At 65.3% G+C, this 14,419-nt stretch carries 10 protein-coding genes; 6 read left to right on the forward strand and 4 right to left on the reverse strand.

The window, feature by feature from the left end; translation table 11 throughout:
- Positions 1–218: 218 nt before the first annotated feature.
- The 3 genes from LT988_RS24510 (at position 219) to LT988_RS24520 (ending at position 4,378) form a co-directional block, all read left to right on the forward strand.
- A complete protein-coding gene (locus LT988_RS24510; protein ID WP_232408121.1) occupies positions 219–1,070 on the forward strand; it encodes a hypothetical protein in 852 nt (283 codons plus the stop codon).
- A 374-nt stretch (positions 1,071–1,444) separates the two neighbouring features.
- Positions 1,445–1,918: a xanthine dehydrogenase family protein molybdopterin-binding subunit gene (locus LT988_RS24515; RefSeq protein WP_232408122.1), complete on the forward strand. Its 474-nt coding sequence runs from the start codon at positions 1,445–1,447 to the stop codon at positions 1,916–1,918.
- Positions 1,919–2,473: 555 nt separating this feature from the next.
- Positions 2,474–4,378 (forward strand): DNA/RNA non-specific endonuclease, encoded by a 1,905-nt coding sequence (locus LT988_RS24520; RefSeq protein WP_232408123.1) that lies wholly within the window; start codon positions 2,474–2,476, stop codon positions 4,376–4,378.
- A 48-nt stretch (positions 4,379–4,426) separates the two neighbouring features.
- On the opposite strand, the gene LT988_RS24525 is transcribed toward LT988_RS24520, so the two are convergent.
- The 3 genes from LT988_RS24525 to LT988_RS24535 form a co-directional block, all read right to left on the reverse strand.
- Positions 4,427–5,611, reverse strand: coding sequence for a trypsin-like peptidase domain-containing protein (locus tag LT988_RS24525; protein ID WP_232408124.1), 1,185 nt, complete (start codon positions 5,609–5,611; stop codon positions 4,427–4,429).
- Between the two features lie 12 nt (positions 5,612–5,623).
- Entirely contained in the window at positions 5,624–8,740 is a 3,117-nt protein-coding gene (locus LT988_RS24530) for a coiled-coil domain-containing protein (RefSeq protein ID WP_232408125.1), read from the reverse strand.
- A gap of 88 nt (positions 8,741–8,828) precedes the next feature.
- The gene (locus tag LT988_RS24535) at positions 8,829–9,899 is read right to left on the reverse strand and encodes a hypothetical protein (RefSeq protein ID WP_232408126.1); all 1,071 of its coding nucleotides are present in this window, start codon (positions 9,897–9,899) and stop codon (positions 8,829–8,831) included.
- Between the two features lie 435 nt (positions 9,900–10,334).
- Between LT988_RS24535 and LT988_RS24540 the strand changes: the two genes are divergently transcribed.
- From LT988_RS24540 to LT988_RS24550, 3 genes are all read left to right on the forward strand, one after another.
- Positions 10,335–10,910: a hypothetical protein gene (locus tag LT988_RS24540; protein ID WP_232408127.1), complete on the forward strand. Its 576-nt coding sequence runs from the start codon at positions 10,335–10,337 to the stop codon at positions 10,908–10,910.
- Between the two features lie 15 nt (positions 10,911–10,925).
- Positions 10,926–12,263, forward strand: a complete 1,338-nt coding sequence (locus LT988_RS24545) for a hypothetical protein (protein WP_232408128.1) — start codon at positions 10,926–10,928, stop codon at positions 12,261–12,263.
- A gap of 84 nt (positions 12,264–12,347) precedes the next feature.
- Complete coding sequence (locus LT988_RS24550) at positions 12,348–13,724, forward strand: transposase (RefSeq protein WP_232408129.1); 1,377 nt, start codon at positions 12,348–12,350, stop codon at positions 13,722–13,724.
- 201 nt (positions 13,725–13,925) lie between these two features.
- Here LT988_RS24550 and LT988_RS25425 read toward each other — a convergent pair whose 3' ends face one another.
- Complete coding sequence (locus LT988_RS25425; RefSeq protein WP_332460508.1) at positions 13,926–14,075, reverse strand: hypothetical protein; 150 nt, start codon at positions 14,073–14,075, stop codon at positions 13,926–13,928.
- Between the last annotated feature and the right edge of the window lie 344 nt (positions 14,076–14,419).

The raw sequence follows: 14,419 nt of genomic DNA on the forward strand, positions 1-14,419 counted from the left end.
CTGAGCCGAGGGACGGAGCCGGATGCAGTGCGCGATCCCCAGTACCTACAGGAGTGTTATGGCACTTGGCGCAAGCGGATCCTTGGTCGTCTGAGCGTGGTCCCTGGCGTAAGGCGGAACGTGTGTTCATCCCAGGTATGCGGATCGTCGGCAAACGCCATAGGGCGCTCTGCCTTTCGGAGCTTTTTTCGACACCAACCGCATAAGAGCTGATTGCGATGGCTGACGACTCCCCAGAAGTGAAAGCACTCAAAGAACAGATAGCTTGCGCCGAATCGGAGCATGATCTGGCGAACGCGCTACTTAACGAGTGGCAGGCAAAGAAGAAGCTCGCCGACAGCAAAGCGGGCACCGATGTCCTTAGCAACGCGGCGCAGGCAAAGGCGCAAGCCGAAGCTCAGACTGCTGTCTTCTTGCAGGAAAAGGCTGCCGCCGACGCCAAGTCCGCGGCAGCGGCAGCTGAGCTTTCTGCACTGAAGGCTAGGTTAGGGACCGTTACCGCCAGCGGGATCAGCGGAACGGTAACGACAGATTCTGGGGCGGGAAGCGGTGAGGCAGGTCTCCTGGCAGCACAAGCCGTCGATGCTGCTGCTCGCAGGATCAAAGAGGTTCTGCCGGAGTTGGAAGCTGGTCAGCGCTACATCATCTTCGCCGGTCCCCAGCGACCGAATCTGGGCCACTGGCGGGGGTTTCAATTGCAGCGAGAGGTCGTCGCGGCAGCATTTCATTCTGCGCAACGAGCCAAGCAGCAGGCAGACAACGCCGCGGCGCGGGTGCCTATGGGTCCAGGCGCAGAGGAAGAGGGTGGCGTTGAATCCGTCGGTGCGGTCTTGACGGGCGCCGGAGCAATCCTTGATCTCGGGTCGAAGCTCGGGAGCTATTTCCAATCGGACTATAAGCTTGGGCAGGAGGCTGTGGCCGGCAGCGATGACGATTTGCTTGCTGTATCTGTTGCAGGGCTACTACAGGGCTCGTGGTTTCCGAACCGATGGGTTCCTCAGGGTAGCGAGACAACACTTTCCGCTCCGCGAGGCATGGAGAGCGGAGCGAGGCCGAGCGGCCCCCGGTAGGCGTCGGCGCGTGCGTGGCGCCGTAGTGGCGAAGCGGCCGTGGTCGCGAAGCCGCGGAGGCGGTATGCAAAGCGCATCGGACACGCCGTCAAGCCATTCGTCGCAGGGCCGTGCGCAGCCCGACCGCGCCCCTCGGGCGCACGTCGTGGCGCAGCGCGGCCCGGAGCGGGGCGAACCGGGGCCAAAACAGGTCGTCGCCAAGGAGCGAGTCCGTCCGGCCGCAGGAGCCCCCGGACGGATTCACGAGCGACACGCGACTCTCCGGCGAACTCTCTCCGCTGCAGGAGATTCGCTGGAACTCACTCGCAGAGCAGAGAGACGCCAAGAACAAGTCAGAGCGTTGGAAGGCGGATGCCGACAAGGAAACGGACGCATTGAGAAAGGCGGAATGCAACGAAATCTCAGGCCTGTACACCAAAACGGGGGATGCGTATTCGGCGGCGCAGAAGCGTTTTGACGACCTGTTGGAAAGCTTGGCAAAAAGCGATAAAGACGGTGTGCCCGCCGCCGAACTGGTCATGACTCAGAAGGCCGTATCGGACGCGCTGAAAAGCGGTAGTTACGCGTTGTTCTTGCGACTGAATTTGTCAGCAGGTGGCTACTACACGAAAAAGAACCTGTGGACCTTTTTTGGCAGTCTCCCATTCTACGTATCTGGTGGAGCGATTGCGAGCTTCGTTGCAGTGGATGGCGCTTCAGGAGACGTGAGGGCGGCGGGGCAGTTTCAGGTACACAGCGGCTACTATCCAGTTGACGAGGTGGAGGCAAGGTTCCTTATGCCAACCGGCCCTGGCGAAACGTCCGGAAGTCACGGGCACACGTCGGTCGAGACCGATGATCCCACCTAAGCTTGATTCGCGGTTTGCTAAGTTCGTCAGAACGTGTCGAGGTAGTGAAGAGAACTCTGATGCGTGCGCAGGTGCTAGGTATCGGGCCTCATGCCCACCAAGATTGTCGAGCAGGCACAGCGCATCCTGGTGCGACGTGCAATGACCAAGAGTCTGTACCAAATGGGAGCCAACTTCGTACCGCCAAAAATTCGAGCGAGGTAGGTTTCTGTCCTTATGAAAAAGGCGCTTTTCCCTTTCCCAAAGGTGCATCGAAAAGTCTTTAGATGATCCCCCGGTACGACCTGGCTCGGAGAAGCAAGGCATTTAGAGACGAGGTTCAAGGTGGAGGGAACATTCGGCAACCGAGTTAACGCTCGAAGGGAGGTAATGTTCCCATTCGCTTGGTCCTTCTCGAACGGAGGATATGCTATTGGGCGCCACTCCTCGCCTAGCACCGTCAGGGGGATAGAGGTCATTCCAAGGCGTTTTCGGTCACCCAAGTGGTAAGGAATCCGGAAATAGACTGAGCCCTAGTCACAGAGTCTTAACCCAAGACAGCGAGGTAGTGATGCCATGAGACAAATTGATTCGATCCGCAGGTTTGCCGGCAATTTCGAGCAGGAACTGGAGGAGGTCGCCAAGCAGGTCGCGGCGGAGTCCTTCGGCCTGGAATCGAGCTCCGCCGATAGCCCCGACCTGGCGCTGGAGGTGCTGCGCGGCAGCCGCCGCCCAGAGTCCGTTGGCGGCGAAGCCGACGCGCGCATGCTCGACTACATGGAGGCCATCATCCTCGATCGGCTGCGCCCGGCCTATTTCATCCAGGACGACGAGATCCTCATCGCCGGCGCCTACGATCATGCGCAGGTGCTGGAGGCCAATAAGGAGGCGCTGGAGACCATTGCCCGCGGCGTCGGTCGCGTGGACCTGGTTAACCACCGAACGCTGAGCTACGGCGGCACAGGCTGGCTGGTGGACGAGGATATCGTCGTGACCAATCGCCATGTGGCGGAGATCTTCACCGAGAAGGACTGGATAGGGCGCTACCGCTTCGCGCAGGGCGCCTTCGACGAGCAGATGGAGGCGCGGATGAATTATGTGCGCCAGCATCGCACCTCCGGGATCAACCGGCGCGCCGACGTGCTGGAGGTGCTCTACATCGCCGGTCCGCGGGAGCCGGATATCGCCCTGCTGCGGGTGGAGACCCGCGACGACCTCAAGCCGCTGGAGCTTTTCACCGGCAGCACCGAGCCCGAGCAGCCCGTGGCGGCGGTGGGCTATCCGGCCTGGGACGGGGGGCGCAATGATCCGGTGCTCATGGAGCGCCTGTTCGAAGGGGTCTATGACGTCAAGCGCTTTTCGCCGGGCATCGTCATGGATCATCGCTCCGATGGTGTGATCGTGCTGGGCGACTACACGTCCTTGGGCGGGAATTCAGGTAGCCCGGTCTTGGACTTGGCCAGCGGCAAGGCCGTCGGCCTGCACTTCGCGGGCGCCTTCCGCGACACCAACTATTCGGTCGCGGCGGATGTGGTGGCCGCGGCCCTGGCGCGCACCAGGATCGGGGTGACCGTGCCCGCGGATCTGGCCACCGAGGCCCCCACCAGCAGGCCGGAGGCCTTCGCGGGACGCAACGGCTACGCGGCGGACTTCCTCGGCAGCGGCGATCTCAGCGTCCCCCTGCCGGGGCTGGGTGCCCATGCGCCTGATGTCGCGCCGGTCTCCGACAGCGACGATGGGGTCTTGAGGTACCGCAACTTCTCGGTGATCCAGTCGGCCTCGCGCCGCCTGCCCCTGCTGACCGCGGTGAATATCGACGGCGACAAGACCTTCCGGCTGCGCCGCCAGGGCACCTGGAGCCTGGACGGCCGCCTCGCCCCTGAACATCAGATCGGCAACGAGCTGTATCGCCACAACCCGCTGGATCGGGGGCACCTGGTGCGGCGCCGGGATCCAGGCTGGGGCGCCACCCGCGAGGAGGCGCAGCAGGCGGAGATCGACACCTTCCACTACACGAACAGCGCACCGCAGCACAAGGATCTGAACCAGAAGGACTGGCTCGGCCTGGAGGACTACATCCTGGAGGCCGCCGAGACCAAGGACTTCAAGGTCAGCGTCTTCACCGGTCCGATCTTCCGCGACACGGATCGCACCCTGAGGTCCCAAGACGGCGCCGAGGACATCCCGATCCCCGAGGAGTTCTGGAAGATCGCCGTGATGGTCAACGCCGACACCGGCAAGCTCAGCGCCACCGGCTATGTGCTCACCCAGGGCCGCATGATCCGGGATCTCACCGAGGCCGCCTTCGTGCTCGGCAAGTACGAGACCTATCAGGTCCAGATCGCCCGCATCGAGGACGCCGCCGGGCTCGACTTCGGCGCCCTGCGCGACTCCGATCCGATGGGGGCGGAACTGGATCGCGAGGCGGTCTTCACGAGCGCCACGCGGCGCATCGGCGCGCCCTCGGACCTGCTGCTCTGAGCGCCGCCGAGCGGCGGGAGACGGATCTCCCGCGGCGGGCCAGGCCGCTCAAGCCTGGCCCGCGAGGATCTCCGCATGCAGGGGCGGATGATCCTGCGCGAGCCGCCCGAGCAGCTTGGCGATGGGGACGCCGTAGTTCTCCCGGCGCACCGGACGACCGCGGATCTCGATGCCCAGGCCGGCGATTTCGCGGGAGCCCCGGTGCAGGGCGGCGACCCACCAGGCGTCATCGCAGACCGGCGAGCCGGAGGAGCCGAAGTCGGTGTCGGTGAGATAGCTCAGCGTATCGTCGTCGCCGACGACGACGAAGTTGTCGCGGAAGCCGAGACGCATGGGCTCCCCGTTCGGATGCTGCAGGATATTGACGCAGGCGCTCAGGGCCGCGTCCATGCGCTTGCGGATCGGTTCGGAACGCAGCCGCAGGGGATCGCGTTGCGGCGCTTCGGGGGGCAGCCTGAGGATGGCGAAATCCAAGGTCTTGTCGCTGGCCAGCAGACTGCTCGGGCCGAGCTTGCAGCTGGCCGAGGGATGGTCCTTCTGCAGATAGTCGAACAGCACCTCGGTGTGCTGCACCTGCAGCGCGAGGTCCTCGGGCGTCGCGTCCGCCTCAGCGAGGAAGCCGGTGCGCCGGAAATGGATCACATGGTGATTGGTGATCAACAGACCCGGCCCGATGAGCCAACCGGTGCCGCCGGACAGCAGCGGTTCCTGGCCGGCGCCGAAGGTCTGGTTGCCGCCCATGAAGCGCGGCACCAGCAGCTTGACCACGGAGGCCGCCGCCTTCAGGCCCTGCTGGAGATACTTCACCTCCAGGGTTGCGTCGAACTCCGCGATCCTGGCCTCGAAGCTGACGTTCCGATCGAGTTGCGCAGCGTCGGTCAGTCGCTTGTCCGCCGGCGGCAGCTCGGGGGCGTTGTCCCGCACCCGATCCAGCGCCCGCTCCAGTACGCCCACCTGCTCCAGGTCGCCGGCCAAGGCGACGGCGGACGACAGCCATTGCTCCAGCGGAACATCGCCGTTGCGCAGGTTGTGCACGCGGTTCATCGCGTGCAGCTCTTGAAACAGGCGCAGGTTGGACGGGAGCCCGAATCCGGGGAGCATGCCGCGGTAGAGCGGCGCCAGCACCTGGGAGATGGCGTCCAGGATCGGGCCGGTGCTGAGTCCGGCGTCGATCACCGCCTTGCGGACGGCATCCAGGTCGGCATCGGGCAGGTGTCGCTCCCAATCGCTCATGGGCTCGCTCCGTCACAACAGGACATTGGCTGCACCAGCGCCTCGGGCCTCATCTTCTGCGGTGGATGCGCGGAACATGGAAAAGGTCTGCTCGCGCACCTGCGCATCGTCACCAGCGACATCCAAAACGGATGCGATCGTGTCACCCAGGCGTCCGCCGTGCACGGCGTTGTTGGCGAGATCGCTCAAATCGAACTTCTCCCTGGACAGCCCCATCTGGCCGGCGAGGCCCGCGAGCAAATCCTGCCCCGCAGCGCTGGCCGTCACCGACCTCAGCAACGCCTCCAGCTGGAAGGCGTCGGACTTGATCAGCTCCTGATCGGAGCGGTTGCCGAAGGCCATCGCCGCCTTGCGCAAGATGTCCTTGGAATAGGCCCCCAGGGTACGCATCACCTGCTCGCTCAGCTCCGGCGCGGCACGCAGCTGGTCGTCGTCGAGCTGGCTGTAGGTCCGCTCCAGCGCCAGGGTCGAGTCGGGATCATGAGCCTCGCCGCGCTCCTTGCGGGCGCGCACCTGAAGCTCCTGCGCGGCCAACAGTCCGGCATCGGAGCGGATATTGGCCGCCATGCGCGCCGCCTGGTCGACGTGGCGCTGGACGTCGTCCCAGGCGCGCCGTTGCAGCGAGATCTCTGCGGCGACCTGATGCAGGGCCATGGCCCGGTCGAAGCGCTTCGCCGCGACGGTGCTGTCGATGCCGCGCCGGCATTCGTCCATGGCCTCGTCCAGGCGCCCCAGGCGGCGCAGGGCCTCGGCCTCGAACCAGTGCAGCGCCGAGCCCGGCAGGCGCTCGCGGCGCGCCGCCAGGGTGTCCAACACCATCTCGGGCTTGCCCATGGCGAGCAGCTCGCGCGACTCGCGCAGGGCCACCACCTCCCAATCGGCGAGCCGCAGGGCCTCCATGTCCTGCGGCAACTGGCCGATGCGCGGTCCCAGCCAGGCCCGGGCCCGTTCCGGCAGGGGCTCGTTCCAGCTGCTGCTCAGCGATGCCTCAAGCTCCCGGTCCCAGAGGGAATCCAAGGCCTCGGGCGGGTCGTCGCGCATGAGCCGGTGGTAGAGCAGTTCGGCGCGGCTGATGGCATCGTCGCGGGGCGCGTAGTAGTCGATAGCCCGGTCGTGGATCTCCGCAAGCCGATCCCGCCAAGCCGGGTCGTTGAGCATGAGTTCCAGCATGATCTCGCGCACATCCTGACGATGGCGCAGGGCGGCGGGCTCATCCGGCGCCGTCGCTCCGTGCTCGAACAGGGACACATGGTCGCCCAAGCGCTGAAACAGCAACTCGGCGTCCCCCGGATCGATGTCGCAGAGTTCCGCGAGCACATGGCGGATGATGGCGGGGGTGACGCGGCGCACGATCAGCCCGGGATGGGCAAGGCGACGCACCGCACCGTCGTCGATGTGGCCTAGGATGCGGGTGTAGAGCTGCCCCTGGATGCCGGTTTCCAGGGCCGCCAGGGAGAAGTCCTCCATGTCCTCCGCGGCGAGCCGACCGACCTCCATGGCCTCGGCCGCGAGCCGCAGGTTCAGGGGGCCGGTTCCGATGCGCGCCAGGATCAGGGCGCGCAAATCGGCGTTGTCCACCCCCATGGCTTGGAGCACCTCATCCGCCTCCGCGGGTTTCAGGTCGCCGAGCTGGATCTGGTTGTCCTGCGCCGCGGGGATGGCCGCGCGCCCGGAGACGATGACGCGCGTATAGGGCAACAGGCGCTGGAGTTCGGCGATGAATTGCTCCAGCGCGCCAGTGACGCTGCGGCCCCGGGCCTGGACCCGCTCGAAGGTATCCATGACCAGTAGCAGCGCGGGCGTGTCCCAAGATGCGTCCCGGATCGCTTGGTCCAGCGCCCGCAGCAGCCCCTCGAGGCTGGTGTCGTCGATGTCCGGGGTGAAGGAGAACCGATCGCCGGCGGAGATGGATTCAAGTCCGCTGAAGGCCACCGCGCTGCTGGCCCCCACGTAGAACCAGCTGATCTGCCGAGCCATGATCTCCACCAGGTTGCGCCCGCGGGTCGGGTCGACGCTCGCATCATCGAAATCCAGATAGACCCAGGGCAGCACGGGGGCGCCGCTGGAAGCTGCGAATTGCGGGACCTCTCCGAGCAGCTCCAGCAGAAACTTGCCGAGCAGGGCGGATTTGCCCACCCCGCCGACGCCCCAGAGGCCGAGGATGGGCTGCGCCGACTGGCCTCGGGCGTGCAGGTTCAGCGTCTCCAACGCGTCATCGCGACCGCGGAAATGGGTTCCGAGAAGCTTGCTCAGGGGCTGGGTGGTGCGGTAGCGCTCAAGCAGGATCGCCGCGAGATCCGCGTCGATGGGCCTAGCCGGCACGTCACGGAACCAGTCCGTGAGCTCCGCGGCGGCCGCGACGTGTGCGTAGTCCCTGTAGTCCGAGCGGCCGATCTGCGCCCCTTGGGCCAGGCGTTCGAGCAGGTCGCGGTGGGGGGAGTCGTCCGGGTTGGCCGACAGCGCCGTTTGCAGACCGCCGTCTCGCCAGAGCCGGGCGATGGCCGCTTGGCGGGGCTCGAGGCGCAGGGTCCAGCTGCCGTCGATTAGCGTGGTGCAGTAGGACGCCAACGCGGTGAGCGCATCGGAGGGCGTGGCTGGTCCCTCGGGGTCGCCGCCGATGGGCCGGAGCCGGTTCGGGTCGAAACGCGGCAGTACCGCGGCGGCGTTGAGCCAATCGCGGGGCTCCGACGGTTGTTCGCGGGCCGCGCTCAGGACGTTCTTCAGTTTGGAGCGCCAAGCCGCTCGCTCGGGGCTCACGGCCTCCACTGCGGGCCCCAACCAAACCTGCTCAGCCGGAATGGCTTGAGGCCGGATGGCCTGGGGCTCGGGCGAGTTGGTGCCTTCGGCTTGGTCGGGCGCATCGGCATGGAGAAGCGCGCGTCGGACCCGGGCGATGTCCTCGGCTCTCTCAGGGCTGTTCTCTTCGAGTATGTCGAACAGCGTCTCGGTGATCTCTCCTTCGGCGTCGAGCCATTCCACCAGTTCCCGCACCTGCCGCTTGATGCCACCCTTGCCACCGAGGATGTGCAGACTCGACTCGCCGATGTAGTGGCGGGCTAATCGGGCCAGTTCCCCGGAGCTGTATAGCGCCAGGAGCAGGGACGCGAGCTGATTGAGTCGACTGTTCATAAGCAAGATCGGCGGTGGGGCCTGGCGCGATGGCGACGCGGCCTCCCACCAGGCCAGGAAGCCGGCCCGGGATGGCCGCATCGGCGCATCAGTCGAGGAAGGCCGTAGTGGCCATGCGCGTGCACAGGGCAAGACCCCTGAGGCGGTCGACCCCCATGCTGGCGGATTCGGCGATGATCATGTCCACGGCGTCCTCGTACATGTATTCGGGTTTCTCCGGGAAGCGACGCGCGAGCCATTGCCGGATGTGGTGCGCTTCGATGTATTCGAGGGTGTAGGCGTCGAACTCAAGCCCCGCCTGCCGCAGCAGCTCGTGGTCGTATCCGAGCAGGATCACGCGCAGGCGTGCATGGGTCGCGGGGTCGGTCTGGATCTGCCGCACCAGTTCCTGCACGAAGGTATGCACTGCATCCGAGACCGTGGTCTCGTGTTCCTGATCGAGGATCGCCAGGGCCGGCAGCGCGGACGGGGTGCTCGTCCAGGCGGCGATCCAGCTCGCCAGGTAGCGCGCGTAGCTGTCCGGGGAGGCATGCGAGCGGGGCCTGCGCGCCATGTCGGTGCCGAGCTCTAGCCCCAGGCGCAGGGCCGGTTCCTGCGGGGGCAGTCCGGTGCCGGCGCCGCCGATCTCGGCGAAGCCGACGCGCAGGCCCGGGCGCTGCGCGCTCAGGCGCCGGCAGAAGCGCGACAGATAGGTCTTGCCCGCCCCCTTGTCCCCCTGCACCAGCAGGCAACCTGGCCCCTGCTCCGCACCCAGCCGCGGCAGCCGCCGGCGGAATCCTTCCCGGTCGAGGAAAGGGCTGCCCAGCTCATCGACCTCAAGCGGGTCCGCCTCCAGGCGCCAGTCCGGATTGGTCGCGTCGGAAAGAGGAACCCATCCGGAGGGATCGGCGTCGAGCCTGTTGGCCAGAGTGCTGATCGACGCCGCGCCGGCGTCCAGATCATCGACCGCACGGACCATCTTGACGAAGATGCTCGGCGAGGGCTGCAGGAGTGCCTGCTCGACCATCCATTGGGCCAGCTGCAGCGGATACAGGTATGTTGGCATCTGCCGCGCGAGATCTGGGCCGAGGAAGGCGGCGACGGCTGTGTATCCGGCAACGCCGGGCAGCGCGCCCAAGACCTTGATCTCCAGTACCTTACGCTCGTCTGTGCTCAACATGTCGCCACCATGTCCGGGCCCTGCGGGTGAGAACCGGTGCAGCTGCCGCTTCAGCAACTGCAATGCAGACATTATGCCATACACCCGAAGCAGTAACGGATCGCGGCCCCCCTGCGCGCCCGAGGCGGCGTCGGGAAGAGAGGCCGGCGAGAGCCGAGGTGCTGGTCAAGCACGCGGAATGCCGCACACCGTCCACGCACGCAAGTAACCCTGCACCGGAATGATCTCATCTGTGCCCGGTTTTCTTGCCCGGTTCTCGTCAAGTGGGAATACCGCGGCATCGCTGACCGAAGCCAAGATGACAGCACCTGTCCCTCGTCGCGGCTGTTCGATTGTAGTCGAGGACTGAATCCTGTAGGTTCACTCGTCACGAGTACGGTTTTTCCCATCGTTCACCGGCTCATCGCCGGCCGAACCCATCGTCGAGATCGAGCAATGACCACCGCAAGCCCGGCAGACACCGTCAGCGACCGTCCATTGACAGCCGATTCGATATCGAGTCCACCGACAGAAGACGAGCTGCGATACGAGATTGCGAAGCTGCGCGAGCAGCTCGCATCGGTGAGCCAGGAGCGGCGTTTGCTGATCGAGGCCGTTCACTCGTTGAGCCGAGTGATCGGTGCCGACCGTCCGCCGCTCCCGATGCAAGACGTCGAGCCCGACGATCTGGCGCTGAGTCTGGAAGCTCCGATGTCCTTCGGACCCCGTTCGCGGGAGACCGCACGCACCTGCGACATTACGGAGGCCAATATCGAGGCAATTGTGTATGGCACGATCCTCACGATTGACCACGCGGCGCCGACAACCATAAACGATGACACCAAGCTCGATGATGTCCCGGGCGGACTCGGCTGGGACGCCAAAACCAAACGTCTGATGTTTAACCCGATCCGTGCTGGGGTGATGCGCCACGGTTGTCATCTCGGGGCGACGGCGGGGGAACTGGAATCCGCCAAGAAGGTTGGCGATGTCATGGAATTGGTCAAGAGCCGAGTCCTGCGCACGGCCTGAATGAGGGAGTTCAGCATGCACAAGCAGCGAGCCATCACGTGGCTGCCGTCGTTGATTGCCCTGGCCGCCCTGTCGGCAGGCCCGGCCGCGGCGGATCGGTCCGACGAACTGATCGCCCGAGCCGAGCGGGCCATCGCGCAAGTCAAGCAGGCGAAGGCGGACGGCGATTCAATCGGGTTGCAGCAAGCCGTGAGCGATGCCCAGCAGGCGTTGGCCGCAATTCCCGAGGCAGGCGCCGAGCTCGACGGCAACCGCGCCGCGACTGCGAACGCATCGGGACAGTCGACAGCGGCTGTTGCGGCTGCCGACAGGTCAAGCCCCGAGCCCGAGTCCGAGCCTAAGCCGGAAGAACCTAAGAGCGTCTTCAAGAAACTCTCGGATCACGGCTTTCGCATGCAGCGCGAGTTCGGTACGAGCGGTCCCGCCGCGGAAGCGGCGACCTTCGCTTTCGAGCAGGACGTGGCAGCGGGTACCCAGACGGACCTCAGCGCCAATTTCCTGATTGGCTGGAATTCGGCCGCGGTCAAGAGATCGGGAATCGACCCGCTCACCGGCGAACCGAGAACCGTCACAAGCGGCAGCAGCAGCTTCGACGGTCGCTCCGACTTGACCTGGTACTGGGACACCTCGGTGCAAGGCAAGCTGACGTCCGGAGAGGATACCGCGCTGGATTCCTGGCGCTTCCGTATCGGCCTGGATGCCGACCATACGTCTGGCTGGTTGATAGATGAGTCGCTCGACGCGGCAGTTGTCTTTCAAGGCGTCCGGGATCGCGGAGGCACGAAGCAGGATGCTGCGCAGGCGGTGCGCGCGCACCAGCAGCGCGTGCGCGAGCGCGGCGCCAAGCGCGGCCTCTATTTGGGAAGCTGGTGGTCCATCGCTGCCAAGCTCGAAGCAGATCGGGATTTCGACAACCAGCGCCTCGGCGTAGAACTTCTGACCACACCCACCACCTCACTTCCCGGGAACGGCATCATTTACCCGCGCAGCAGAAATGCTGCGGCGCAGTTCATCTGGCGCCCCTACCTCGGCATCGACGCGGCGGGCGTTGTCGCATCGAACGGCGACTTGGACGACGTGAACGATACCCTTCGGTTCGAAGGGCGGCTCGATGCGATGCTGCGGCTGAATTTTCTTGCCGAGGCACTGGGGTTGCCAAATGTCGAGCTCAGCGCCAGCGATCAGGTCCGTTATCTCGCCGAGTCCGGCGATGCCTACAACTATCTGTCCAGCCAGTTCAGATTCGGTCTCGCGGAGGGGGTGAGCTTCGCCTTGACATATGTGAACGGTGAGGATGCACCCAGCTTCGAGCGCGAGGAGCGGTTCGGCGGCTCATTGGCGGTGAAGTTCTAGTGTGCTGAACCAGCTCTTTTAAGGTGTTCACAATATCCTGTAACCTACCGATATTGTTGAGATTCCTTGAGGAGCCACGAGGCCATGTTTGGCGACATCCTGCAGAGGTTCGTCCAGAAGAGCCCGGCGACGGTGGTGGTGCGCGGGTTGCTCGAGCGCCTGCTCCACCCCGAGGCCCTGGACCGCTGGTTCGAGGCCACGGCGCAGGCCCAGTACACCCGCGACATCCTGTTCTCCTCGCTGGTCGGGCTGATGCTGCAGATCGTGTGTCGCACCCAGGCGAGCGTGCACGCCGCCTACCGCCACGCCGAGATCGCTGCGTCGATCGTCTCGGTCTATGCCAAGCTGCGCGGAGTCGAGTTGACGACCTCGCAGGGTTTGGTGCGCCACATTGCGCGCGAGGCCCAGACCGTGATCGAGACGATGAACGGTGGGCGCCCTGCGGCGTTGCCGGGCTATCGGCTGAAGTACCTCGACGGCAACTGTCTGGCCGCCAGCGAGCATCGCCTCAAACCGCTGCGCACCACGGCCGCAGGCCCCTTGCCGGGGACATCCCTGGTGGTCTTCGATCCCCAACTGGGCTTAGCGGTGGATGTCTTTCCGTGCGCCGACGGACACGCCCAGGAGCGCCCCCTGTTGGCGGCGGTGGCTGACATCGTCGCGCCAGGCGAGGTCTGGGTGGCCGACCGCAACTTCTGCGTCTCGGGGTTCTTGCACGCCATCGAGCGCCGCGCGGCGTTCTTCATCATCCGCCAGCACGGGGGCCTCACCACCAAGCCGTTGGAGCCGATGCGGCGGGTGGGCAGCAGCGACACCGGGGAGGTCCACGAGCAAGCCGTGCAACTGGATTCGCCAGCAGGTGAGCGCTGGAGCCTGCGCCGTATCACCGTGACCTTGAAGCGCAAGACGCGCAACGGCGACACCGCCCTGGTGATCCTGACGAATCTGCCCATCGCGGTGGCCGACGCCATGACCATCGCGGCCTGCTACCGCGCCCGCTGGGGGATTGAGACCGCCTTTCAGAAGCTCGAAGGCCACCTCAACTCCGAAATCGGGACCTTGGGCTACCCCCACGCCGCCCTGTTCGCGTTCTGCCTGGCCCTGGTGGCGTTCAACCTCTATGCCGTGGTCATGGCCGCGCTGCGCGCCGCTCACCCCACCCAGGCGATCGACGACACCGTCTCGGAGTACTACCTGGCCGGCGAGATCGCCACCACCATGACCGGTCTCGCCATCGCCGTCCCCGAGCAGGAATGGGCCTCGCTCGCACAGGCCAGCCCGCAGCGCTTCGCCGCCTGGCTCCTCGACCTCGCCACCCACGTGGATCTGCGCAAGCTTCACAAGACGACCCGAGGTCCGAAGAAACCCCCAACCCCACGAAACCGATTCAAAGGTCAACCCCATGTCTCGACCGCAAAGCTGCTCGCTGAATCTAGGCGGTCCGGCGGGGTGCGACCTTAAAATGGCTGGTGTGCTGAACCAGAGATCCGCAGACAGAACCGTTCGGTTGAGGCGAGCATGTCGCCGGCGGATTTGTATCAGTCTTTGACTGGCGTTGTCGGTCTTGACGTAGCCGCGGATCGCAAGCTCCAGTTGGACAGTTGAACGATGGGTGACGCGGTGGATTTGCTGCTCGCTCGGCAGTTCCAACGAGCGTTCAACCTAGTTGAGCCAGGACGCGGGGGTGGGGATGAAATGCAATTGAAAGCGGGGATGTCCGGCGAATGACGCGCGCACCTGCGGCGTCTTTTGGGTGGCGGAGTGGTCCATGACCACATGCAGATCGAGCCCGGCGGGTGTCTCATGGTTCACGTCGCGTAGGAACGCGAGGCACTTGAGTACGCGGTGAAGCCGGTGCAGTTGGCCGATTACCTCGCCGGTGGCGACATTTAGCGCGGCGAACAGGGGCGTGGTCCCGTGGCGCACGTCGTCCAGGCGTGCGCTACGCGGGCAGCCCGGGCGCGAGCGGCAGCATCGGCTAGCTGGGATCGAGCGCCTCGATCTGACTCTTCTCGTCCAGGCACAACACCAGCGCCTGTTCCGGTGGGGCGATGTAAAGCCCGACGATTCCGCGCGGCTTGAACTCGGGTGAAAATTGTCCTGGACAGCGGGCTGCCTGAAGTGTCCCGTACCGGCAGATTATCTGCCCCGAAGAA

This window comes from Thiocapsa bogorovii (assembly GCF_021228795.1).
Taxonomy (GTDB): domain Bacteria; phylum Pseudomonadota; class Gammaproteobacteria; order Chromatiales; family Chromatiaceae; genus Thiocapsa; species Thiocapsa bogorovii.

Excerpts from the sequence above, each read along its gene's own strand:
- LT988_RS24530 (WP_232408125.1), bottom strand. The coding sequence starts at position 8,740 with ATGAACAGTCGACTCAATCAGCTCGCGTCCCTGCTCCTGGCGCTATAC.
- LT988_RS24550 (WP_232408129.1), top strand. The coding sequence starts at position 12,348 with ATGTTTGGCGACATCCTGCAGAGGTTCGTCCAGAAGAGCCCGGCGACG.
- LT988_RS24520 (WP_232408123.1), top strand. The coding sequence starts at position 2,474 with ATGAGACAAATTGATTCGATCCGCAGGTTTGCCGGCAATTTCGAGCAG.
- LT988_RS24545 (WP_232408128.1), top strand. The coding sequence starts at position 10,926 with ATGCACAAGCAGCGAGCCATCACGTGGCTGCCGTCGTTGATTGCCCTG.
- LT988_RS24525 (WP_232408124.1), bottom strand. The coding sequence starts at position 5,611 with ATGAGCGATTGGGAGCGACACCTGCCCGATGCCGACCTGGATGCCGTC.
- LT988_RS24540 (WP_232408127.1), top strand. The coding sequence starts at position 10,335 with ATGACCACCGCAAGCCCGGCAGACACCGTCAGCGACCGTCCATTGACA.
- LT988_RS24535 (WP_232408126.1), bottom strand. The coding sequence starts at position 9,899 with ATGTTGAGCACAGACGAGCGTAAGGTACTGGAGATCAAGGTCTTGGGC.
- LT988_RS24510 (WP_232408121.1), top strand. The coding sequence starts at position 219 with ATGGCTGACGACTCCCCAGAAGTGAAAGCACTCAAAGAACAGATAGCT.